Origin of the sequence: Pantoea sp. JK (genome assembly GCF_026130245.1) — a bacterium.
GTDB classification, from domain to species: Bacteria; Pseudomonadota; Gammaproteobacteria; order Enterobacterales; family Enterobacteriaceae; genus Pantoea; species Pantoea trifolii.
The window spans coordinates 186,926-211,624 of sequence record NZ_JAINFN010000010.1; the positions used below are offsets into that span (position 1 = coordinate 186,926).

General features: G+C 57.5%; 19 protein-coding genes and 1 tRNA gene. 19 read left to right on the forward strand and 1 reads right to left on the reverse strand.

The window, feature by feature from the left end:
- Positions 1-92 precede the first annotated feature (92 nt).
- Together PanJK_RS20230 and PanJK_RS20235 are read left to right on the forward strand one after the other, a co-directional pair.
- Positions 93-1,292, forward strand: coding sequence for a M20 family metallopeptidase (locus PanJK_RS20230; protein WP_265302440.1), 1,200 nt, complete (start codon positions 93-95; stop codon positions 1,290-1,292).
- Positions 1,293-1,303: 11 nt separating this feature from the next.
- Complete coding sequence (locus tag PanJK_RS20235) at positions 1,304-2,596, forward strand: NtaA/DmoA family FMN-dependent monooxygenase (RefSeq protein WP_265302443.1); 1,293 nt, start codon at positions 1,304-1,306, stop codon at positions 2,594-2,596.
- 65 nt (positions 2,597-2,661) lie between these two features.
- On the opposite strand, the gene PanJK_RS20240 is transcribed toward PanJK_RS20235, so the two are convergent.
- Positions 2,662-2,737, reverse strand: a tRNA-Asn gene (locus PanJK_RS20240).
- 507 nt (positions 2,738-3,244) lie between these two features.
- On the opposite strand from PanJK_RS20240, the gene PanJK_RS20245 reads away from it, so the two are divergent.
- The 17 genes from PanJK_RS20245 to gabT all read left to right on the forward strand — a co-directional run bounded on the left by PanJK_RS20245 (position 3,245) and on the right by gabT (position 24,635).
- A complete protein-coding gene (locus tag PanJK_RS20245; RefSeq protein ID WP_256696806.1) occupies positions 3,245-4,168 on the forward strand; it encodes a sugar ABC transporter substrate-binding protein in 924 nt (307 codons plus the stop codon).
- A 33-nt stretch (positions 4,169-4,201) separates the two neighbouring features.
- Positions 4,202-5,686 carry a sugar ABC transporter ATP-binding protein gene (locus PanJK_RS20250; RefSeq protein ID WP_256696805.1) on the forward strand — a complete coding sequence of 495 codons (1,485 nt, stop codon included), beginning with the start codon at positions 4,202-4,204 and terminating at the stop codon, positions 5,684-5,686.
- 14 nt (positions 5,687-5,700) lie between these two features.
- Complete coding sequence (locus tag PanJK_RS20255) at positions 5,701-6,732, forward strand: ABC transporter permease (RefSeq protein ID WP_091003268.1); 1,032 nt, start codon at positions 5,701-5,703, stop codon at positions 6,730-6,732.
- 450 nt (positions 6,733-7,182) lie between these two features.
- Positions 7,183-8,100 (forward strand): nitrogen assimilation transcriptional regulator NAC, encoded by a 918-nt coding sequence (nac, locus tag PanJK_RS20260; RefSeq protein ID WP_265302447.1) that lies wholly within the window; start codon positions 7,183-7,185, stop codon positions 8,098-8,100.
- 268 nt (positions 8,101-8,368) lie between these two features.
- Positions 8,369-9,328, forward strand: coding sequence for an HTH-type transcriptional regulator Cbl (cbl, locus tag PanJK_RS20265; RefSeq protein ID WP_008109354.1), 960 nt, complete (start codon positions 8,369-8,371; stop codon positions 9,326-9,328).
- Between the two features lie 197 nt (positions 9,329-9,525).
- On the forward strand, positions 9,526-10,983 hold the full coding sequence (locus PanJK_RS20270; protein WP_265302449.1) for an NAD-dependent succinate-semialdehyde dehydrogenase: 1,458 nt from the start codon (positions 9,526-9,528) through the stop codon (positions 10,981-10,983).
- A gap of 383 nt (positions 10,984-11,366) precedes the next feature.
- Complete coding sequence (locus PanJK_RS20275; RefSeq protein ID WP_256696802.1) at positions 11,367-12,836, forward strand: aldehyde dehydrogenase family protein; 1,470 nt, start codon at positions 11,367-11,369, stop codon at positions 12,834-12,836.
- Positions 12,837-12,865: 29 nt separating this feature from the next.
- Positions 12,866-13,534, forward strand: a complete 669-nt coding sequence (locus PanJK_RS20280) for a haloacid dehalogenase type II (RefSeq protein ID WP_256696800.1) — start codon at positions 12,866-12,868, stop codon at positions 13,532-13,534.
- A 14-nt stretch (positions 13,535-13,548) separates the two neighbouring features.
- Entirely contained in the window at positions 13,549-14,826 is a 1,278-nt protein-coding gene (locus PanJK_RS20285) for an NAD(P)/FAD-dependent oxidoreductase (RefSeq protein ID WP_256696799.1), read from the forward strand.
- Positions 14,827-14,971: 145 nt separating this feature from the next.
- Positions 14,972-16,576 carry an ABC transporter substrate-binding protein gene (locus tag PanJK_RS20290; RefSeq protein ID WP_265302453.1) on the forward strand — a complete coding sequence of 535 codons (1,605 nt, stop codon included), beginning with the start codon at positions 14,972-14,974 and terminating at the stop codon, positions 16,574-16,576.
- Between the two features lie 98 nt (positions 16,577-16,674).
- Positions 16,675-17,628, forward strand: a complete 954-nt coding sequence (locus PanJK_RS20295; RefSeq protein ID WP_256696797.1) for an ABC transporter permease — start codon at positions 16,675-16,677, stop codon at positions 17,626-17,628.
- A complete protein-coding gene (locus PanJK_RS20300; RefSeq protein WP_008109591.1) occupies positions 17,628-18,479 on the forward strand; it encodes an ABC transporter permease in 852 nt (283 codons plus the stop codon). Before PanJK_RS20295 ends, PanJK_RS20300 begins: the two co-directional genes overlap by 1 nt.
- Positions 18,476-20,140, forward strand: a complete 1,665-nt coding sequence (locus PanJK_RS20305; protein ID WP_265302458.1) for an ABC transporter ATP-binding protein — start codon at positions 18,476-18,478, stop codon at positions 20,138-20,140. Before PanJK_RS20300 ends, PanJK_RS20305 begins: the two co-directional genes overlap by 4 nt.
- 150 nt (positions 20,141-20,290) lie before the next feature.
- Positions 20,291-21,136: a GNAT family N-acetyltransferase gene (locus PanJK_RS20310; RefSeq protein WP_265302460.1), complete on the forward strand. Its 846-nt coding sequence runs from the start codon at positions 20,291-20,293 to the stop codon at positions 21,134-21,136.
- Positions 21,136-22,062, forward strand: coding sequence for a 2-hydroxyacid dehydrogenase (locus PanJK_RS20315; protein ID WP_265302462.1), 927 nt, complete (start codon positions 21,136-21,138; stop codon positions 22,060-22,062). Before PanJK_RS20310 ends, PanJK_RS20315 begins: the two co-directional genes overlap by 1 nt.
- A gap of 7 nt (positions 22,063-22,069) precedes the next feature.
- A complete protein-coding gene (locus PanJK_RS20320) occupies positions 22,070-23,203 on the forward strand; it encodes a M20 aminoacylase family protein (protein ID WP_265302502.1) in 1,134 nt (377 codons plus the stop codon).
- A gap of 115 nt (positions 23,204-23,318) precedes the next feature.
- A complete protein-coding gene (gabT, locus tag PanJK_RS20325; RefSeq protein WP_265302464.1) occupies positions 23,319-24,635 on the forward strand; it encodes a 4-aminobutyrate--2-oxoglutarate transaminase in 1,317 nt (438 codons plus the stop codon).
- Positions 24,636-24,699: the final 64 nt, after the last annotated feature.

The window sequence follows — 24,699 nt, forward strand, 5'->3', positions numbered from 1 at the left end:
CGGCCATTTAAACGGTGGCCATGAATGGCCACCCTACGTGAATTTGTAGGGTCGCCATTTATGGCGACCTAAACGCAACAAGGAAAATACTCATGTCGCTGAATCCGCTTCAGCTTACGCTCGAAAATACCCTCGAACAGCACAGCGCTAAATTCATCTCGGTCGCCAAAGCGATATTTCAAAACCCCGAAACCGGCAACAACGAATATTTCGCCAGCGAGCAGCTCACCCAGCTACTCACGGCGCAGGCTTTTGACGTCACGCGCAACGTCGCCGGGCATGAAACGGCGTTCTATGCGGTCAAGTCCAGTGACAAACCGGGCCCCACCATCGCTTTCCTCGCAGAATATGACGCGCTGATCGGCATCGGCCACGCCTGCGGTCACAACCTGATTGGCACCACCAGCGTGGCGGCAGCCATCACGCTGGCGCAGGTGCTGGATCAAACCGGTGGCCGCGTGGTGGTGTTAGGCACGCCAGCGGAAGAGGGCGGATTAGCCGGACCGGGCGGCCCGAAAGGCAACGTGAAAAAGCGCTTTGTCGAAGCCGGATACCTCAAAGATGTCGACGTGGCGCTGATGGTGCATCCCGCGGGCAAAACCCGGCTGACCGAATCGACGCTCGCCAATAATCATCTCTATTTCCACTTCTACGGCAAGCCGTCGCACGCTGCCAGCGCGCCACATGAAGGCATCAACGCGCTGGATGCGCTGGTGCTGCTCTACAACGGCATCAGCGTGCTGCGTCAGCAACTGCCGGATGGCGTGCGCGTGCACGGCATTATCACCAACGGCGGCCAGGCCCCGAACGTGATCCCGGAATACGCCTCGGCGCATTACTACATCCGCGCGGACAGCCGCGAAGTGGTGGAATCTCTTGAGCCGCGTCTGCGTGCCATTGCCGAAGGCGTGGCGCTGGCGACCGGCGCACGCGTCGAGATTGATCATCAAATTGGCCCACGCGATTTCAAACTGAACGCAGCGCTGGATGCCTTGCTGCTGGAAGAGTTCACGGCGGCGGGCGAAACCGTCGATCTGTCACCGCAGAAGAACAAAGTCTCGACCGATGCCGGCGACATCAGCCATGCGGTGCCGACGGCGCATCCGTGGCTGAAAATCGGCCCCGACGATCTGATTTTCCATACCGTGCCATTCCGTGAAGCGGCCAACTCTGAGCGCGGCTATCAGGCGCTGCTGATTGGCGCCCGCGTGCTGGCGCGCACCGGCTTACGTCTGCTGACCGATGCGGACGCCTTAAACCATGTCAAAGCGGATTTCGCGCGACAATTATAAAGGAGAGTGTTGTGTCGCAAACGTATCGCAGAAAACTGAAAACGCTGGTCAGCGCCAGCAGCGTTATTTCCGCCGCCAATGACAGCCAGCCGAGCGTGGGCATCACGCGCGCTATCGAACTGGCGAAGATTGCCGAGCGCGAAAAGATTACCGGGCTGTTTACCGCCGATTTGCTGCAAGCCGATCCGGCAGGATTAGCCGGCACCACCGGCACGCAAGATCCGCTGATTGCGCTGGCGGCATTGAGCCAGGTAACCTCGCATATCGGCTTGATCGCCACCGTCAGCACCAGCTGGCTGCATCCGTACAATCTGGCGCGTCAGGTCGGCACGCTCGATCACATTAGCGGCGGTCGCGCGGGCTGGAATGCGGTGACCTCATCGGTTGGCGAAGAGAACTTTGGTGAAAGCCAGCTGCCGCCTCCGCAGGAGCGCTACGCGCGCGCCACCGAATTTATCGAAGTGATGAACGCGCTGTATGACGCCAATGAACGCGCAGCAGTGCAGCGCACCGCCAGCGGTGGCATTAAGCTCGACCACACTAAACTGCATCCGATTAATTATCGCGGTGACTATTTCCAGGTGGCAGGTCCGCTCAACGTACCGCCGCCGCCACAGCGCCGTCCGGTGCAGTTTCAGGCGGGACAATCTGAAGCGGGCGTTACGCTCGGCGCACGTTATGCCGAAGTGATTTACACCTCCCAGCCCACGTTTGAGGCGGCACAATCCTTCGTGGCTGATGTGCAGCAGCGGGCGCGACGTTTCGGTCGCGAACACAATCCGCCGCTGATCATGAACTCTTTCCACGCCATCATTGGCGACAGCGATGCTGACGTGGCGCGCCGTCTGCGCGATAAGCATGAACGCATCAACTACGAGCAGGGCAGATTACGCGTGGCCGATATGCTGGGCGGTGAGGTGGATCTGCGCGATTTGCCGCTGGATCAACCGCTGCCCGCCGCCTTTATTCCCGAGCTGGCGCAGGTGCATCGTCGTCAGGGCCGTGCCGCCATTTTCCGTGGCTATGCGCTGGAAGGATTAACCTTGCGCGAGCTGATCGTTAAAGCCGAAGAGACCGGCCACTGGTTTGTCGCCGGTACGCCAGAAACTTTGGCCGATGCCATTGAACAGCGCTATCGCGCTGGCGTGCTGGATGTGATTTCACTGCATGGACTCGGCCAGACCGATCAGCAAGATTTGCTGCTTAACGGCCTGCTGCCAGAACTGCGTCGCCGCCAGCTGATTGATACGGATTATGTCGGCAACGATTTCCGCAGCAGTTTGGAGCTGGCTGCGTTGGCGTAGCGACCAGGCAAAACTGCAAAAACACAAAAGCCCGCTCAGGTTTCCCTGAGCGGGCTTTCTAAATTTGGCTCCTCTGACTGGACTCGAACCAGTGACATACGGATTAACAGTCCGCCGTTCTACCGACTGAACTACAGAGGAATCGTGTGAACGAGGCGCATATTAGCGATGCCGATCCCCGTTGTCAAAGCCCGACTGCACACTTTTGGTTTAAGTGCGCGTAAAAGCAGCGGAATGCTGCTTTTCTGCCTTGAATGATCAGATTCTAAACTGCCAGCAAGATCTCACTTTAAAACCAATTCCTTTGAGATGTTAGAGGCATGTCAAAGTTTTGTTATTTGCCGATTTTAAAACAATCATTTCAGTGCTTTTATGATGAAAGTTTCAATTGCAAGTTAGATGAAATAAATGAACTGTTAATCATCACCGACGAAACGAGTTCCTTCATCTAAAACGGCATTTCGAAAATAACTGGCTGATAAGTAGTGAGTTACATTGAAATGATGCAGTAAATCAATAGCGTTAGACCAGAAGCCTGACCTCTACAACCACATAAAAAACGCCAGCGACGTTGAGTGAATGTAAAAGATATTTTTCATTCGCGGTATCAGCCAACCTGAGCATGTTAACGATAAAGAAGGGTTCCCTATGAAATTCAAAAAAGCGTTATTAACTTCCCTGTTAGTTTGCATGTTACCTGCCGCCGTGATGGCAAAAGACCTTCAGGTAGGCGTTTCGATGGCGCTGTTTGATGACAACTTCCTCACTATTCTGCGCACCGCAATGCAGAAAGAGATGACCAAAGACAATATTAAGGGCCAGGTTGAAGACGCCAAAGGCGACGTGGCTCAGCAGCTGCAACAGGTGCAGAACTTCATTGGTCAGGGCGTTGACGCCATCATCGTTAACCCGGTGGATACCAACGCCGTGAAACCGCTGGTGGATGCCGCCGCGAAAGCCGGCGTGCCGCTGGTGTTCGTCAACCGTAAACCGGCTGGCGAGTTGAAAGACAAAATGGCGTTTGTGGGTTCGGATTCTGAACTGGCGGGCCGTCTGCAGATGGAAGCGCTGGCTAAAAAGATGAACGGCAAAGGCAACGTGGCGATTCTGCTGGGCGATCTGGCTAACGAATCGACGCGTGAGCGCACCAAAGGTGTTGAAGCGGTGGTAGCGAAATATCCGGGTATTAAAGTGGTACAGAAACAGACGGCAAAATTCACCCGTAATGATGCGGTCGATGTGGTGAGTAACTGGCTGACGGCGGGCGATGACATTCAGGCAATCGCCTCCAACAACGATGAAATGGCGATTGGTGCGCTGCAGGCGCTGGGCAAAAACCCGAATCACATCCTGGTCGCAGGTGTGGATGGTACACCGGATGCACTGCAGATGATCAAGAACGACAAAATGGTCGCTACCGTGTTCCAGGATGCGAAAGGTCAGGGTGAAGGCGCTGTGCAAACGGCGGTCAAACTGATTAACGGCGAGAAAGTGCAGAAAGTGGTCGATATCCCGTTCCAGCTGATCACCAAAGATAACTACGAAAAATTCGCCAGTCAGAACCAGAAATAAACCGTAACCGACTCAGCCGTACGGAGGTGATGTATGACCGCTTTTGCGCTTGAAGCCGAAGGCATCAGCAAGTTCTTCCCCGGAGTGAAGGCACTCGACAATGTCTCACTGCGTATTAAACCGGGGTCGGTACATGCCCTGATGGGCGAAAATGGCGCGGGCAAATCCACTTTAATGAAATGCCTTATCGGGATGTATCGTCCCGATAAGGGCACCATTCGCATTAAAGGGGAGCCAGTGCAGTTTCAGGACACCATGGATGCGCTGCGCTCCGGCATCTCCATGATTCACCAGGAACTCAATCTGGTGCCTTACATGACCGTAGCCGAAAACATCTGGCTCGGTCGCGAACCGATGAAGTACGGCTTTGTTGACCACGGCAAGCTGAACAAACAGACGCAGGAACTGCTAAACAGACTGAATATCCGTCTGAAAGCCGATCGTATGGTGGGCGAGCTGAGTATCGCCTCGCAGCAGATGGTGGAAATCGCCAAAGCGGTCTCCTGGAATTCGGACATCGTGATTATGGATGAACCGACCTCGGCACTGACGGAAACCGAAGTGGCGCATCTGTTCACCATCATCCGCGACCTGCGCGAGCAGGGCAAAGCCATCATCTATATCAGCCACAAGATGGATGAAATTTTCACCATTACCGATGAGATCAGCATTTTCCGTGACGGTGCGTGGGTAGGCAGCAATAACACCAGCGAATACACCCGCCAGTCACTGATTACGCAGATGGTAGGTCGTGAATTGACCCAACTGTTCCCGAAATTCAACGGGGAAATCGGTGGGGATGTGCTGACGGTACGCAATCTCACCTGCAAAGATCGTTTCACTGACATCAATTTCACGGTGCGCAAAGGCGAAATCCTCGGCGTGGCGGGATTGGTGGGTGCGGGACGCAGCGAAGTGATGGAAAGCCTGTTCGGCATGGAGAGTTTCGACAGCGGTGAAATCCTGATTGATGGCGTGCCGGTCAAGATCGATTCGCCTTCAACGGCGATTGAGAAGGGCATGGCGTTCCTGACCGAAGACCGTAAAAAGTCGGGGCTGTTCCTGGTGTTGTCGGTGATGGAGAACATGAGCATCGTCAACATGCCCGATTACACCCATAAAAGCGGTTTTGTCAGCCACATCAAAATGGCGCAGGACTGCATGGATCAGATTCGCAAGCTGAACATTAAAACCCCAACCATGGATCAGATCATCAATAACCTCAGCGGCGGTAACCAGCAGAAGGTGCTTATTGCCCGCTGGCTGCTGGCGCAACCGAAGATCCTGATTCTCGACGAACCAACGCGCGGTATCGACGTTGGTGCAAAAGCAGAGATTTATCGCTTAATCAGTGAACTGGCAAATCGCGGCGTGGCCATCATCATGGTGTCGTCCGAGCTGCCAGAAATTCTCGGCATGAGCGACCGCGTGATGGTTATGCACGGCGGACGTATAACCGGCATCCTCGATAAAGAAGAGGCCAATCAGGAATCCATTTTGTCGTTGGCATCCGAGTGAGGCGTGAGACATCTATGAGTAACGTAAAAATTACGGCCCCGCAGGCCGCAGATCAGAGTTCCTTCTTCAGCAACTTGCGTCACAAGCTGCCAAAAGACACCGGGATTTTTGTCGTGATGGTGGGCATTGCCCTGATTTTTGAAATTGCCGGTTGGTACGTACGTGACCAATCTTTCCTGATGAACACCAACCGCTTAGTGCTGATTATTCTGCAGGTGGCGATCATCGGCATCATCGCGGTGGGCGTGACCCAGGTCATCATCACCACCGGTATTGACCTGTCATCCGGTTCGGTTATTGCCTTAACCGCGGTGGTGGCGGCCAGTCTGGCGCAAACTTCAGACAGCCTGTCACCGATGTATCCCTCGCTGGTGAACCTGCCTGCGGTGATCCCTATCGTCGCCGGGATTGGCGTAGGGCTGCTGTGCGGCGTAATGAACGGCGTGCTGATCACTAAAACTGGTATTCCGCCGTTTATCGCCACGCTCGGCATGATGGTGTCGGCACGCGGTCTGGCGCAGTACTACACGCAGGGTAACCCGATTAGCTTCCTGTCAGATGGCTTCACCTCCATCGGCCAGGGCGCGATGCCAGTCATTATCTTCCTGGTGGTGGCGTTCCTGTTCCACATCGCGCTAAAACATACCCGTTACGGTAAATATGTCTACGCGATTGGCGGTAACATGACCTCCGCCAAGGTGTCCGGTATCAACGTTAATAAGTATCTGATCATCGTCTACACCATTGCCGGTGCGCTCTCTGGCCTGGCGGGTGTGGTGCTGGCGGCGCGCGTCAGTAGCGGCCAGTCAAGCATGGGGATGGCGTACGAACTGGATGCTATCGCCGCAGCCGTTATCGGCGGCAGCAGCCTGATGGGCGGCGTAGGACGCATTACCGGTACGCTGATTGGTGCGGTGATTCTTGGCCTGATCAAGAGCGGCTTCACCTTCGTCGGTGTGGATGCTTACGTGCAGGACATTATTAAAGGCATCATCATTGTTGCGGCGGTTTCGATTGATATGCATCGCAACCGTAAAAAAAGATAATCATGTAATTGTTTGCACGGTCAGTTCCCTCTCCCGCATGCGGGAGAGGGTTAGGGTGAGGGACAACGCGCACCGCCACCCACATAAGTTTTCCAACTGGTTAAACCCGTTCTTTTCCGCGCATTTGTTTCATTCCCGCTGTTTCTGCTCATTTTCTGCGTTATCTGCACCAAACCAACTCATCCGGTCATCACTTTTTTGCACGCCTGACTCGCATTTCCTGCCCCATTGCAGTGCAATTCGTTTGATTCTTACTCTTTTTGCGTCATTGCTCGCGCTTATTAACTCCTTCGAGGTAATCACAAACGCTTATTTTCCGTGCCATTAGGATAAATCCGGCAAGGCAATTTTGCATCGCGAACAAACCTGGCCTGCATATTGCAACTTCATTTCCACAAGCCAGCAGGCTGAGACGCCCAACCTGGGTATTCGGGGATTGACGGAGGCAACATGAATTTAAGACGACTCAAGTATTTTGTAAAAATCGTCGATATCGGCAGCCTGACTCAGGCAGCAGAAGTGCTGCACATCGCGCAGCCTGCGCTTAGCCAGCAGGTCGCTACGCTGGAAAATGAACTCGATCAGCAATTGCTGATCCGCACCAAGCGCGGCGTGACGCCGACTGAAGCCGGTAAAATTCTGTATGCCCACGCCCGCACCATTCTGCGCCAGTGTGAACAGGCGCAAACGGCAGTCATCAACGCCGGCCAGGCACTGAACGGCCAGGTTTCCATTGGTTTAGCGCCGGGCACTGCCGCATCCTCGCTTACCATGCCGCTGTTGCAGACGGTGCGTGAGCAGTTCCCGGATGTGCTGGTGTATCTGCATGAAAACAGCGGCACCTCGCTGAATGAAAAAGTGATGAACGGCCAACTGGATATGGCGGTGCTGTACGATCGTGCGCCAACAGCGGGCATCAACAGCATTCCCCTCATGAAAGAAGAGCTCTATCTGGTGGGCGCTACGGCATGTCCAGGTGCGACTGTCGATCTGGCGGACGTGGCGCAGATGAGCCTGTTCCTGCCACGCGACTACAGCGCGGTGCGTAAACGTGTCGATGAAGCGTTCTCGCTGCGTCGTCTGAGCGCGCGCATCATCGGTGAAATCGAATCGATCTCCACGCTGACGGCGGCGGTGTCCAGCGGCATGGGCGTCACGGTGCTGCCAGAATCTGCGGCGCGTGCGCTGGTGAGTTCCACCCATGCGTGGATGGCGCGGATTAACAGTCCATCGCTGAATCTGCCGCTGTCGCTGAACATCTCGGCGCGTCTGCCGCTGTCGCCATCGGCGCAGGCGGTGAAGAATATTCTGCTGTCGCTCGTGAATAAGCCAGCGGTAGAGGATCGTGAATTGATGTTGGTGGGATGAGTTAAACGTGCTTTTTCCCTCACCCTAACCCTCTCCCGCGCGCGGGAGAGGGGATCGATCCAGCCCTCACGTAGCACTATTATCACCTCACCATCCAGCCGCTCGATCAACTCCCTCGCCCGCTTGCGGGAGAGGGCTGGGGTGAGGGCATCCTTCAAACCCCTCCCTTATTACTATTCCGCATAACACACCGTTTTTTATTATTTGTTGCGATGACGCCAACTTCATAACATGGACGAAACAGGGGCAGGAATCAGGAGAAAAGGGCGTGAATTTCCAGCAACTTAAAATTATACGTGAAGCAGCCCGTTGCGAGTTCAACCTGACCGAAGTGGCGAATACATTGTTTACCTCCCAATCAGGAGTGAGCCGCCATATTCGCGATCTGGAAGATGAACTGGGCGTAGAAATTTTTATTCGTCGTGGCAAGCGACTGTTAGGCATGACCGAACCGGGCAAGGCGCTGTTGACCATTGCTGAGCGCATCCTTGATGAAGCGGGCAAAGTTCGCCGCTTAGCGGATGTGTTTACCAATGAGACCAGCGGTGTGCTGACCATCGCCACCACGCACACGCAGGCGCGTTACAGCCTGCCGCGCGTGATCAAAGCGTTTCGTCAACTCTATCCCAACGTACGTCTCGAACTGAATCAGGGATCGCCACAGGAGATCGTCGCCATGCTGCTGGCGGGTGAAGCCGACATCGGCATCGCCTCCGAGCAGTTGGTGAATAACAGCAGTCTCGCGGCGTTCCCGTGGTTCAGCTGGCATCACTCACTTTTAGTGCCGCACGATCATGAGCTGTTGCAGCATCAGCCGGTGACACTCGCCAGCCTTAGCCGCTATCCGCTGATCACCTATCGTCAGGGCATTACCGGCCGTTCGCGGGTCGATCGTGCGTTCCAGGCGGCAGGACTCAGACCGGATATCGTGCTTAGCGCGCAGGATTCTGACGTGGTAAAAACCTACGTTGAACTCGGTCTTGGGGTGGGCATTCTGGCCGATCAGGCGTGTGATATTTATGAAGGCGAAGACCTGGTAAAAATCGACACCCATCATCTGTTCGATGCCAACACTGTGTGGCTCGGCCTGAAACGCGGTCAGTTGCAGCGCAATTACGTGTGGCAGTTCCTGGAGCTGTGTAACGCTAATCTGTCGCTAGAGGAAATTAAGCGTCAGGCACTTTCCTACGAGACCGAAAACGAACCGGCCATCGATTTCCAGATTTAATGTTATCGGTCGCCATGAATGGCGACCCTACAAACCATCCTTCGTAGGGTCGCCATTAATGGCGACCTTCCTCCATACAGCATAAAATTTCTTTTCCCGCCGCAAAACAGACACCGACACAAATTCCCTCCGCCAGAAAAACATCCTGCGCTGTTGCGTCACGTTACAGTGAAATGACGAAGATACAGGGGATTGTCATGTCGCGAATTCAACTGAAAGATACGGAATTACTGCGCCAGCAGGCGCTGTTTGGCGGTCGCTGGCAGGATGCGCATCAGGGCGCAACGCTTGAGGTGATCGATCCCGGCACGCAGCAGCCGATTGCCACCATTCCGGCATTGGGTGCGGCGGAAACCGAGCAGGCGATAGATTATGCTGAGTCGGTGCGCGTCAGCTGGGGCAAAACCCCCAACGCCACGCGCGCCGCGCTGCTGGAAAAATGGCATCAGCTGATTATCGATAATGCCGACGATCTGGCGATCATCATGACCGCCGAGCAGGGCAAACCGCTGGCGGAAGCCAAAGGCGAAGTGCTGTACGGCGCCAGTTTCGTGAAATGGTTCGCTGAAGAGGCGCGCCGTATCTACGGTGACACCATTCCCGCGCCGAGCGACGATCGCCGTATTCTGGTACTCAAGCAGCCGGTTGGCGTGGCGGCAGCAATCACGCCGTGGAACTTCCCGATTGCGATGATCACCCGCAAAGTCGCGCCCGCGCTGGCCGCCGGTTGCCCGATTATCGTTAAGCCGTCGGAGTTAACGCCGCTGTCGGCATTAGCGCTGGCGGTGTTAGCCGAACGCGCCGGATTCCCCAGCGGCGTGTTGCAAGTGTTAACCGGCTTGCCGACCGAGATTGGCAGCACGCTGACCGCCAGCCGCACGGTGCGCAAAATCTCCTTTACCGGTTCCACCCGCGTCGGCCAGCTGTTAATGCAACAGAGTGCCGACAGCATCAAGCGCCTGAGCCTGGAACTGGGCGGCAACGCGCCGCTCATCGTCTTTGATGATGCCGATCTCGATGTGACCATTCCCGGCGTGATGGCGAGTAAATTCCGCAACGCCGGACAAACCTGCGTCTGCGCCAACCGCATTCTGGTGCAACGCGGCATCTATGAGCGCTTCAGTGAACGCCTGCTGGAGGCGGTATCCGCGCTGAAAGTCGGTGACGGATTTTCGCCGGACAGCACCATAGGGCCGCTGATCAACGACCGCGCCGTCGAGAAAGTTAACAGCCATATCGACGATGCACTCAGCCAGGGCGCGACCTTGTTGCGCGGCGGCATCAGCGCGCCAAACGGCACCTTTGTCGAGCCCACGGTGTTGGGCTATGTGACTAGCAGCATGCGTATTGCACATGAAGAAACCTTCGGCCCGGTAGCACCGCTGTTTGTCTTCGACACGGAAGAAGAGGCGATCAGCATGGCGAATGACACGCCTTATGGACTTGGGGCTTATTTCTTTACCGAGAATATTCGCCGGGCATGGCGCGTGGCAGAATCATTAGAATTTGGCATGGTCGGATTTAATACCGGTGCAATTTCATTAGACGCCGCACCCTTCGGTGGAATTAAATTATCCGGGTTAGGTCGGGAAGGATCGCGTTACGGTATTGAAGAGTATTTAGAACAGAAGACGTTTCATATTGGCAGTCTTTAATTTTAACTCGCCCTATTTGTAGGGTCGCCATTAATGGCGACCGCCAAAAAACAGCGCCGCAACCCTCAGGTTTGCGGCGCTGTTTATTTTGTGCGTCGCGTCATACTTTGCCGCCTATCCCCGTTTTAGTGCAAGTTTCATGCGCATTGCACCGTCGCGACGCACATATTTTGTGAAGTAAATCATCTGTTTATTCCTTCGGCAATTCCGCAAAATTTCGCTCACCAATACGGCAGAAAATTTTTTTGCGCTGTTTTTTACGCATTTTTATTTTTTACCGGGCTGGCATACTTTCTGCATTAGCTTATTAGCGTGACAGAAAAACGCAGTGCAAATCGTTAATTAGCGCGTCTGTGATGGGTGTAACAAATAAGGAATTTTCCATGTTAAGTTTCGACCCTGAAAAAGTTTTACTTCCTGCCGGTCATTATATTGGCGGGCAACATTTAAAAACGGCGGGCGCGCGTTTTGCCGTTAAACGTCCGTCCGATGGCAAAGTCTATGCCGAACTCACCGAAGCGCAGATTGAAGATGTTGATCGCGCCGTCACCACGGCGCATCAGGCGCTGAAAACCAGCGGCTGGCGCACCTGTGCGCCGCGTGAGCGCGGCAAAATCATGCGTCGCTGGGCCGACCTGATTGAGAACGATCCGTTACTGGCGCAGCTTGAATCGCTCGGCTCCACGCGACCCATCAGCGACGTGATGCAGCACGAAATTCCCTTCACCGCCGAAGCCATTCGCTTCTACGCCGAGTGCGCCGACAAATACAGTGGCGACCTGTTCCCCACCCAGGAAAGCAGCCTCGGCATGCTGATTGCTGAGCCGTACGGCGTGATCGGCGCAATTACCCCGTGGAATTTCCCGCTGTCGATGGCGTCATGGAAATGTGGTCCGGCGCTGGCAGCAGGAAATGCTGTGGTGCTGAAACCTTCGGAGCTGACGCCGTTCTCCACCGTGCGCATGGCCGAACTGGCGGTACAGGCCGGTTTACCGGCGGGCGTACTAAATATCGTTCAGGGCAGCGGCGCGGTAACTGGCAACGCGCTGGTCACCCATCCGCTAGTGCGCAAAGTCTCCTTTACCGGTTCCACGCTGACCGGCGCACGCATCATGGGCGATATCGCGCAGCACGGCATGAAACCGGTCACGCTGGAGCTGGGCGGTAAAAGCCCGCAGCTGGTGTTCGACGATGCCGGTGATATCGACGTGTTAGCGCAGCGTATTCTGCGCGGCTTCACCGCCAACGGCGGTCAGGCGTGCGTCGCCGGAACCCGTTTGATTGTGCAGCGCGGCATTGCGCAGCCGTTGCTGGAGAGATTGGTCGCGCTCTGTCAGCAGCCGCGTCCGGGCGTGACCTGGCAGGAGAGCAGCCGCTATGCGCCGCTGATCGATGCGCGTCAGGGCAACAAAGTGGCATCAGTAATCGCCGATGCCAAAGCACAGGGCGCGGAAGTGCTGGTCGGCGGCGAACGCTTTGCCGACACCGCAGAAGGCTGGTTCTGGCAGCCAACGCTGCTGTGCGGTGTTACCCACGATAATCCGGCGGTGCAGCAGGAAATTTTTGGTCCGGTGCTCACCGTGCAACAGTTTGACGACGAAGAGGAAGGGCTGGCGCTGGCGGCACACGAAACCTACGGCCTGTGCGCCGGCGTGCATACGCTGAGTCTGCCGCGTGCGCTGCGTGCGGTGCGCGCGCTGGAATCCGGCACCGTGTGGGTCAATCGCTATGGCCGCTCCGGCGATTTCATTATTCCAACCGGTGGCTTCCTTGGCTCGGGCATTGGCAAGGATCTGGGACGTCAGGCATTCCAGGCCTGTCAGCGCCAGAAGAGCGTGTTAATCGATTTCTAATATTGTGTTCTCAACCGCGAGGTCGCTTCATGGCACTGTTTAAACCGAAATTCATCACTTTTGATTGCTACGGCACCCTGATCAATTTTGACATGGCAGGCGCAGCCGAACGCTGCTTCAAAGATCGTGTTTCTGCGCAGGAGATGCTGGCATTTACCACCGATTTCGCCCGCTACCGTTTTGACGAAGTGCTCGGCGCGTGGAAGCCGTATTACGACGTGGTCAGCGATGCCATTCAGCGCACCTGCAAAAAGTGGGGTGTGGCGTGGAGCCAGGCGGACAGCGACTTTATCTACACTGACTGCGCCACATGGGGTCCGCATTCCGACGTGCCCGCCGGTTTAGCCAAAGTAGCCAAAGAGTTCCCGCTGGTGCTGCTCACTAACTCGATGAACGATTTGATCCCGCATCACGTGCCGCGTCTGGGCGCGCCAATCCATATGACCATCACCGCCGAAGAAGTCGGCGCCTACAAGCCGCAGATGAAAGGCTTCGAGTACATGCTCGACAAGCTGAACTGCGGCCCGGAAGAGATTCTGCATGTCTCCTCCAGCCTGCGTTATGACCTGATGACCTGCTACGACATGGGCATCAAAAACAAGGTATGGGTCAATCGCGGTCACGATCCGGCCAATCCGGCGTATCAATACACCGAAATCAACGATATCGGCGGTCTGCCCGCTGTGGTTGGACTCTAAGCCCGGAGGCGGCGATGAAACTCGAATCATTCTGGCAAGCCACAGCACCCACCTTTAGCGGCGCAGCCACTGGCGCACTGCCGAGCACCGCTGAGGTGGTGGTGATCGGCGGCGGCTTTACTGGCGTCTCGACGGCGCTCAACCTGGCACGCAGCGGCATCAACGTGGTGCTGCTGGAGAGCGGCGAGGTAATGAGCCAGGCGTCGGCGCGTAACGGTGGACACTGCAATACCGGCGTGGCGCAGAACTTTGCCTCGCTGGTGGAGAGCCAGGGAATCGAGCAGGCCAGCCGCTTCTATCGCGCCTATGACGATGCGGTGAGCTACGTCGAACAGCTGGTGCGCGAAGAGCAGATTGATTGCGATTTCCGCCTGTGCGGCAAGCTGAAACTCGCCAGCAAAGCCTCGCATTTTCCTGGTCTGCGCAGCGCGTGGCAGATGATGCGCGACACCGTCGATCCGGAAATCGAGCTGATTAGCAAAGATGAGATTCGCCGTGAAGTGGGCAGCGATGCCTTTCACGGTGGTCTGCTGCAGAAGCGCGGCGGCCAGATGCACATGGGCAAGTTTGGTATCGGGCTGGCGGAAGCGGCGGCGCGCAGCGGGGCGAAGATCTTCCCGCATCACGCGGTGACCGGCCTAACGCGCCTTGACGGCTACCGCCACCGCGTTAGCACTGCGCAGGGCGAGATCATCGCCGACAAAGTGATGATGGCAACCGGCGTCTCCAACGAAGGGCCTTTCCCGTGGTTCCAGCGCCGCATCGTGCCGGTCGGCAGTTTTATTGTGGTGACGGAACCGCTCGGCGACGAACTGATCAATCAGGTGCTGCCGCAAGACCGCACCTATGTGACCTCGCTGAATATTGGCAACTACTTCCGTACCACGTCGGATCGTCGATTGGTGTTTGGTGGCCGCGCGCGCTTTGCGGTGAGCAATCCGACGTCAGATACGCGCAGCGGCGACGTACTGCGTGCGGCGATGACCGCGCTGTTCCCGCAGTTGGGCAAATCGCGCATCGATTACTGCTGGGGCGGCATGGTGGATATGACCGCCGACCGCTTGCCGCACGCCGGTGAACAGGATGGCGTGTTTTATTCGATGGGCTACAGCGGCCACGGTACGCAGATGTCGGTGTGGATGGGCCGCGTGATGGCCGATCTGCTGGCGGAAAAACGCAATGAAAATCCCTGGCAGCGCGATACCTGGCCTGCGCTGCCCGGTTACCACGGGAAACCGTGGTTTTTGCCCCTGGCGGGTTTGTATTACAAAGCCAAGGATCGGTTGTCGTGAAAACCTGGATCGTGCGGTCATCGAAACGGTCGCCATAAATGGCGACCCTACAACACCCGCATTCTCGCCGTAGGGTCGCCATTAATGGCGACCGCCTAAAAGACGAACAACGAAATCAACAACAATTCATATTGAGGGTGTGCAGATGAGTAAATTCGATAAAGAGTCTGACGCTGTAAATCCGGCCTTAACCCGCATGCTGACCGAAGGGTCAATGTCGCGCCGTGGCCTGATGAAGTTGTTGTCTGCCGGTGCCGTGATGAGCAGCGGTTTAGTCGCTTTCCCGCAGATGAGTTTTGCGGCAACTACTCCAGTGAAAGGTGGCAAGCTGCGCGCCGCCATGTCTAACGCCTCCGCCACCGACACGCTCGATCCGGCCAAAGGCAACAACAGCGGCGATTACACCCGTCAATTCATGGTCTACAGCGGTCTGACCGAACTGGATAAAAGCCTCGCGGTGCAACCGGCGCTGGCGGAATCTATCGACTCCAGCGACGGCATTACCTGGCAGATCAAACTGCGCAAAGGCGTCACTTTCCACGACGGCAAACCGCTGACCGCCAAAGATGTCATTTACTCGCTGAGCCGCCACAAAGATCCGGCGGTAGCGTCCAACGCCTTCAAGCTGGCCGATCAGTTTAAAACCTTCACCGCCGTGAATGACAACGAAGTGACGCTGGAGCTGGCGCAGGCCAACTTCGACGTGCCGTTTATGCTGGCCAGCGCGCCATTCCTGATCGTGCAGGACGGCACCAAAGACTTTAGCAAAGGCATCGGCACCGGCCCGTTCAAGCTGAAAGAGTTCACGCCGGGCGTGCGTTCAGTCGGTGTGAAAAACCCCAACTACTTCAAGCCGGGCCTGCCGCATCTGGATGAAGTCGAGCTGCTGGGCGTCACCGATCAGGCGGCGCGCGTCAATGCGCTGATGTCGGGCGATCTGCACATCGTCTCCACGCTGAGCGCCGCCGACTGCAACCGCATCAAAGCCACCTCGGATTTCGGCGTGCTGGAGAGTAAATCCGGCATGTACACCAACTTAATCATTCGTACTGACGTGAAGCCGGGCAGCAACGAAGATTTCGTGCTGGCGATGAAGTACCTGCAGCCGCGCGACATCCTGGTGAAAACCGTGCTGCAAGGCTACGGCGATGTCAGTAACGATACGCCGGTACCGCCGTGGCATCCGCTGTATAACGCCGATCTCAAACCGCGTCCGCTGGATGCCGAGAAAGCCAAATTCCACATTGAGAAAGCCGGCATGAAAGGCGCGACGGTGGAGATCATCACCACGCCAAACATTGAAGGCTCGGTGGAGGGCGGCCAGCTAATCCAGCAGGTTTCGCGCAGCACTGGTCTGAACATCAAAGTGCGTCGCGTGCCGTATGACGGTTACTGGTCAACGCACTGGACCAAAGATCCTGTCGGCTACGGCTCAATCAACCCGCGCCCGACGCTGGATATGCTGTTCTCGCAGTTCTATCTCTCCACCGCATCAAACAACGAATCGGGCTGGAAGAATGCACAGTTTGATCAGCTGGTGGTGGCGGCGCGCGGCGAGCGTGAACAGACCAAACGCAAGCAGATGTACGGTGACATGCAGAAGCTGATTTACGATCACTGCGGCACCATCATCCCAACCTTTATCAGCTCCACCGACGGTTACAGCAAGAAAGTGGGCGGCGTGGAAGCCTGGCCAAGCGGCATGATGATGGGTTACCGCTTCCATGAGTTTGCCTGGCTGAATGCCTGATTGTTCGGCATCACGCCATATACGCACCGCACCGTAGGGTCGCCATTTATGGCGACCGCACAATTAGCGCCTGAAGATTCTGTACAAGGAGATCGCCGATGAACCGATACATGTTGTTCCTGATTGCCCGGCGCGCAGGCGCAGGCATCCTGACCTTGCTTATCGTCTCGGCGGTGGTGTTCTTCATTACCAGCCTGCTGCCCGGCGACGCTGCGCAGATGATTCTCGGGCAAAACGCCACGCCGGAAACGGTGGCGGCGTTGCGCCAGCAGCTGGGACTCGATCAACCGCTACTGGTGCGCTACTTCAGCTGGCTTACCGGCATGTTGCAGGGTGATTTTGGCACCTCGTTCGCCAGCCATCTGCCGGTGTTGCAGTTGGTGGAGCAGCGCATTCCCGCCACGCTGGAGTTAGCCGGCATCACCACGGTGATCTGCGTGCCGCTGGCGCTGATTATCGGCATTGTGGCGGCAATGAATCGCGGTTCGGCGCTGGATCGCTTTCTGGTGATCAGCACCATGGCAACCGTCGCGGTGCCGGAGTTTTTAGTAGCCACGGTGGCGGTGCTGATCTTCGCGGTAAAACTGCATTGGGTGTCGGCGATGTCGTTCGGCAGCCCGGACATGGACGTAATCAGCTACCTCAAAGCCTACGCGCTACCGGTGTTAACCCTGTGCTGCGTGCTGGTGGCGCAGATGGCGCGCATGACGCGCTCCGCCATCATCAACCAGCTCGACAGCCCGTATCTGGAGATGGCGCTGCTGAAAGGCGTTTCGCCGCTGCGTGCGGTGCTGCGTCACGCACTGCCGAATGCGGTCGGGCCGATTGCGAACGCCATCTCGCTCAGCCTGTCGTATCTGTTCGGTGGCGTGATCATCATCGAATCCATCTTCAGCTATCCCGGTCTGGCGAGTGCGCTGGTAGATGCGGTGAGTAACCGCGATCTGCCGGTGGTGCAGCTGTGCGTCATGCTGTTCGCCGCCTGTTATCTGGTGCTGCTGCTGGCGGCCGATATCCTCACCATCGCCTTTAACCCGAAATGGAGAAGCTGATGAATACGTTACTGCTGCCTGTACGTCTGTTTCAGTCGCTGTCGCTTTCGGGCCGCATCGGACTGCTGATCTCGCTGTTTTGGCTGCTGATGGCGCTGTTTGGTAACCAACTGGCGCCGCATAACGTCGAAGACATTGGCGGCGGGCCGATGCTCGGTGGCATGACGTCTGCCAACCTACTCGGCACCGATTATCTGGGGCGCGATATCCTCAGCCGCATTCTCTACGGCGCGAAATTCTCCATTGGCCTGGCGCTCACCGCCGCGCTGTGCGCCAGTATTATCGGCACCTTACTGGCATTGCTGGCGGCGGTTGCCGGGCGCTGGCTGGAAGAGGTGCTGGGACGCGTTAACGATGCGCTGCTGGTGCTGCCGGGCAAAGTGCTGTCGCTGATGATTGTCGCGGTGTTCGGTTCATCGCTGCCGATGCTGATCCTCACCGCCATCTTCACTTACTGGCCGGGCGCGTTCCGTATCGCCTTCGCCATGGCAAGCAGCCTGCGCAATATGGATTACGTGCGTGCCTCGCGTCTGCGCGGGGAAAGCCGCTGGTACGTGGCGATCCACGACATCCTGCCCAATATGGTGCACCCGATGCTCACTGACTTCGGCCTGCGCTTTGTCTATATCGTGCTGCTGTTGAGCGGCTTGAGTTTCCTTGGCCTCGGCGTGCAACCGCCGTATGCCGATTGGGGCACGCTGGTACGTGAAAACATTCAGGGCCTGTTTAACGGTTCGCCAGCGGTGCTGATGCCAGCAGTGGCTATCGCCAGCCTGACCATTGGCGCGAACCTGTTTATCGACAGCCTGCAGCAGATGCGTCCGTTGACGCTGGCGAAGGAGGGAGCATGAACGTGACGCCACATACCGCCATGCCGGTGATCTCGGTGGAGAACCTGCGCGTAACGGCGCAGACCGACAAAGGTGAAGAGATCGATCTGGTTTCCGATATTCGTTTCACGGTGCAGAAGGGCGAAGTGCTGGCGCTGATTGGTGAATCCGGCTCCGGAAAAACCACCATTGCGATGGCGCTGATGGGCTATGCGCGCCACGGCTGTCGCATCGCCGACGGTAATATTCACATGGCGGGCACCGATGTGCGCAGCCTGTCGCCGGGCCAGTTGCGTGAGTTTCGCGGCAACAAAGTGGCGTACATCGCGCAGAGTGCGGCGGCATCGTTTAATCCCGGCATGCGCATTCTCGATCAGGTAATTGAGCCGGTGGTGATTCACGGCACCATGAAGCGCAAAGACGCCAGACAAAAGGCGATTGCGCTGTTCCGCGAACTGGCGCTGCCTAATCCCGACACCATCGGCGACCGCTTTCCGCATCAGGTTTCCGGCGGTCAGCTGCAACGCCTGATGACGGCGATGGCGCTGATTGGCGATCCGGATGTAGTGATCCTCGACGAACCGACCACCGCACTCGACGTGACGACGCAGGTGGAAGTGCTGAAAGCGTTTCGTCGCGTGGTGGCGCAGCGCGGCGTGACGGCGATCTACGTCAGCCACGATTTAGCGGTGGTGGCGCAGATGGCCGACCGCATTCTGGTGCTGCTGCGCGGCCAGATGGCCGAATACGGCACCACCGAACGACTGATTGGCGCACCACAGGCGGATTACACCAAACTGCTGATGGATGCGGCGCGGCAAAAAGAGCGCCCAAGCAGCTGGACCTGCGCCGATGCGGATATGCAGCCGCTGATGGAAGTACGCGATCTCAGCGCCGGTTACGGTCCGCGCGACAGCAACGGCCAGCCGAAAATCCGTATTCTCGAAGACATCAATCTGAAGCTTTGGAAAGGCCAGGCGATTGGCATTATTGGCGAGTCCGGTTCGGGTAAAACCACGCTGGCGCACGCCATTGCCGGACTCAACGCGCCGAGCCACGGCCATATTCTGTTTAACGGCCACTACATTGACGGCGACATGCATAAGCGCCCGGACAATGAGCTGCGCCGCATTCAGTATGTGTTCCAGATGGCCGATACCGCGCTGAATCCGGCGCACAGCGTTGAGCAGATTCTGTCGCGTCCGCTGGTGCTGTTCCACGGATTAAAAGGTGCGGCGCTCAAAGCGCGGCTGCATCAGTTGCTGGATCTGGTGAAGCTGCCGCGCACCGTGCTGTGGCGTCGTCCGTGGGCGCTGTCTGGCGGACAGAAGCAGCGTGTGAATCTGGCGCGCGCGCTGGCCGCCGAGCCAGATTTGATTCTGTGCGATGAAGTGACATCTGCATTGGATACCGTGGTGGCTGCGGCGGTGCTGGATTTGATCAGCGAACTGCGTCGCGAGCTGGGATTGTCAGTGCTGTTTATCAGCCACGATATGCACGCGGTGCGCGCGGTGTGCGACGATATCGTGGTGATGAAATCCGGCAAGATCGTTACGCAGATTGCCCGCGCCGATTACGATAAGCCGACCAGCGAACTCTATTTCGAACGCCTGAAACGCGCCGTGCCAGAGTTGCGGCAAGGTTGGCTGGACGAGCACGAAGAGGTGTTGAAGGCGGAGTGAGATGCGATTTTTCCCTCACCCTAACCCTCTCCCGCAGGCGGGAGAGGGGACCGACCTCTGCGGCCTGAAAGATTTGCATAATACAGTTCCCTCTCCCTTTGGGAGAGGGCTAGGGTGAGGGAAACCCCATACAGAACCTAAGGAACAACCATGATCACACTACGCGCAATGACGCAAAACGACATCGAACACGGCTACGCCATCACCCAACAGCTCAAATGGCCGCACCGCCGGGAAGACTGGCAGCAGGCGCTGGCGCTGGGTGAAGGCGTGGTCGCTGAAGAAAACGGCGAATTCGTCGGCAGCGCCTTTGGCTGGCGCTGGGGCGAGCAGGCCGCAACCATTGGTTTGGTGGTGGTGAATCCGCAGTTTCAGGGACGCGGCACCGGCAAGCAATTAATGCTGGCGCTGCTGGAAAAATTCCCCGACTACAACATTCGCCTGCACGCCACTGAAATGGGCAAAGGGCTGTATCAGAAGCTCGGCTTTGAGGTCACCGGCCACATTCAGCAGCATCAAACGCGCGAACTGGCGGCGGTGCCAACCGTCACTATTCCAGCCGGTTTAACGCTGCGTAACGCACAAGCCGCAGACGCCGATCTGCTGATCGAACGCGATCATCAGGCGAACGGCATGTGGCGTCCGGCACTAATTCACAGCCTGATTACTGATTTCCAAACCGTGCTGCTGCAGGATGCCAAACAGCGCGTGCACGGTTTTGCCAGCCTGCGCCGCTTCGGTCACGGCTGGGCGATTGGTCCGGTGATCGCGCTGAATGTCGATATCGCGCAAACGCTGATTTCCGCCTTGATGCAAGGCCTGCGCGGCGAGTTCGTGCGTATTGATACCGATGGCGCGCTGCCGCTGGCGAGCTGGCTGGAAACCCTGGGCCTGGCGCAGGTCGATGCGCCGACCACCATGATTCGGGGAACGCCGTGGTCACCGCAACAAGGTGAGATGCAGGCGTTCGGGTTGATGACCCAGGCGATGGCCTGATGCATATCGTCTATAAATCAGAAGCCACGCGTGGCGCGCACTGGCAGCGCTGGCTGGCGCAACATGCGCCGGATATTCAGCTGCACATCTGGCCGGATATCGGCGATCCCGAGCAGGTTGAACTGCTGGTGGCGTGGCAGCCGCCGGAAAACCTGATGCGTACCTTTCCCAATCTCAAAGCGCTGTTATCGGTCGGCGCGGGCGCGGATCAGTTCGATCTCACGCAGCTACCGCCGGATTTGCCGGTGGTGCGTATGATCGAACCGGGGCTGACGCAAGGCATGGTCGAGTACGTCACTTTCGCGGTACTTGGCTTACATCGCGATATGCCGCGCTACTTTCAGCAGCAGCGCGCCGAGCAGTGGCAAACTCACCCAATTCGCACCGCCAGCCAGCGCCGTGTGGGCGTGATGGGCCTCGGCGAACTCGGCCAGGCTTGCTTAAAACAACTGGTGTCGCTGGGTTTTGATTGCGCCGGCTGGAGCCGCACGCCGCGTGAAATTAGCGACGTGCATTGCTGGCACGGCAGGGATCAGCTGGGCGATTTCCTCGCCCGCAGCGACATTCTGGTGTGCCTGCTGCCGCTCACCGACAGCACGCGCGGCTTGCTCAATAAGCAGCTATTCACGCAGCTACCTGACGGCGCAGCGCTGGTGCAGGTGGGACGCGGTCCGCAGCTCAACGAAGCGGATTTACTGGCTGCGCTGGCAAGCGGCAAACTCAGCGCGGCGGTGATTGATGTCACCGATCCCGAGCCGCTGCCCGCCGGACATCCGTTCTGGCAGCATCCGGCCATTTGGCTGACGCCGCACATCGCCAGCGCAACACAAACCGACAGCGCCGTCGCCGCGCTGCTCGACAATCTGCGCCGCTACCAGCGTGGCGAACCGATGGTCGGCCTGATCGATCGCAACCGGGGATACTGAGATGCAACTGGAACAATTAGTCGCGCTGCGACGGGATCTGCACGCCCATCCCGAGCTGGGTTATCAGGAGCAGCGCACCAGCGACATTGTGGCGCAGCTGTTAAATGAGCACGGCATTGAGGTGCATCGCGGGCTGGGTAAAACCGGTGTGGTCGGCGTGCTAAAACGCGGCAACGGCACGCGCATGATTGGCCTGCGCGCCGATATGGATGCGCTGCCGATGCAGGATAACGGCAATCAGCCGTGGAAAAGCGTGCACGATAATGTGTGCCACGCCTGCGGCCATGATGGTCACACTGTAATGCTGCTGGGCGCGGCGATTGAACTGGCCGAGCAGGGCGATTTCGACGGCACGCTGGTGTTTATCTTCCAGCCAGCCGAAGAGGGATTGGCGGGCGCGAAAGCGATGATCGATGACGGCCTGTTCCAGCAGTTTCCCTGCGACGCGGTGTTTGCGCTGCACAACTGGCCGGAACTGCCTCTCGGCGACGTGCAAACGCGGCCCGGCGCAATCATGGCGGCAGCGGATCGCTTCGATATCACCGTCAAAGGCGGTGGCGGACATGCCGCGCAGCCGCATCTGACGCGAGACACGTTGCTGGCCACCAGCGAACTGGTGGTGCAGCTCAACACGCTGGTGGCGCGCGCGCTCGATCCCTGCGAGCCAGGTTTGCTCAGCGTGACGCGCATGCAGGGCGGCTTCTCGCACAACATGATCCCGGCAGAAGCCAGCATCACCGGCACGGTGCGCACCTTCAGCCCTGCGGCGCAGGACATCATCGAAAATCGCCTGCGGGAAATGGCGCTGCACGTCACCGCCGCACACGGCTTGCAGGCGGAGGTGAACTATCTGCGTTATTACCCGGCCACGGTGAATAACGCGGCAATGGCGCAGCTGGCGATAGACGCGCTGGATCAGGCCGGAATTCACGCACAGCAGGCCAAACAGCCAGCGCTCACCTCCGAAGATTTCGCCTTTATGTTGCAGGCGCGACCCGGCGCGTATCTGTGGATTGGCTCTGCGCCGAGCCAGCCGCTACATCACTCGGCCTACGACTTTAACGATCAGCTGATTCCGCACGGCATCCAGACGCTGACGGCACTGGCACGGCATGCGCTGGGTGCAGAATTTCCCTGCTGATTGGCGGTGGATTTTGACAGGAAATGCCGCTGCCCGCTGGATTACGGCAGCGTGAGAAACCAACAGGTTGCGATACTTGAGCCATCCGAACGTTACGTGGAAAGGGGTTTTAAAAATGCAGAATGTCATGGCGGAGCAGCAAACATATTCCGATAACAGCCTGTTACTGGACGCGCGTGAGCAGCATGTGCCACGTGGCGTCATCACGGCGCATCAGTTGGTGATCGAGCGGGCGAAAGGCAGCGAAGTGTGGGATGTTGAAGGCAATCGCTATCTCGATTTCGTCGGCGGCATCGGCGTGCTCAACGTTGGTCATAATCATCCGGCGGTGGTCAACGCGGTCACTAAACAACTCGGTTTGGTGTCGCACGCCTGTTTCCAGGTGGTGGCGTATCCGGGCTACATCGAGCTGGCTAAGCGCCTCAATGCGCTGGTCGGCAACGGTGAAGATTTCAAAAGCGTGTTCTTTACCAGCGGCGCGGAAGCGGTAGAAAATGCCGTGAAGATTGCGCGCGCCCACACCAAACGCAGCGGCATCATCGCCTTTGACGGCGCGTTTCATGGCCGCACATTGCTCGGCACCACGCTGACCGGCATGTCCGCGCCTTACAAACAGAACTTCGGCCCGTTCCCCTCCGATATCTATCGTCTGCCTTTCCCGAATGCGTTCCACGGCGTGAGCGATGACGACTGCCTGAAAGCGCTGGATCAGCTATTCGCGGTGCAGATTGCGCCAGAACGCGTGGCGGCGATCATCATCGAACCGGTGCAGGGCGATGGCGGCTTCCTGCAGGCTGGCGCTAACTTTATGCAGGCGCTGCGCCGCATCACCGAGAAGCACGGCATTGTGCTGATCCTTGATGAAGTGCAAACCGGCTTTGGTCGCACCGGCAAGATGTTCGCTTTCCAGCATTTCGGCATCACGCCGGACTTGGTGACGGTGGCGAAAAGTATCGGCGGCGGTTTGCCGATCTCAGGCGTGGTGGGTAAAGCGGCGATGATGGATGCGCCACAGCCGGGTGGTTTAGGCGGCACTTACGGCGGCAACGCGCTGGCCTGTGCGGCGGCGCTGGCGGTGCTGGATTTGCTGGAAAATGACAACCTGCTGGCGCGATCCAATCAACTGGGCGAGCAGCTTAACGCGCGCCTGCAACAGCTGGCGGAGAAGTACGCTTGCATCGGTGATGTGCGCGGCATTGGCTTTATGCAGGCGGTTGAGATCGTAGATTTCGAGACCAAAAAGCCGGATGCGGCGATGACGCAGAAAATTCTCGACTGCGCCTGTCAGGAAGGTTTGCTGCTGATTAAGTGCGGTATTCATCGCAACACCGTGCGCTTCCTCGCGCCGCTGGTCACCACCGATTCGCAACTGGAAGAAGCGCTGCATATCTTTGATATCGCGCTGGCGCGCGCCAGCGGTCGACTGGGTTAAAAAGCGCTTCCTCATTGAAATTATTGCAGTAATTTGAAAACCTCCCGCTGGTATAACCAGTTAA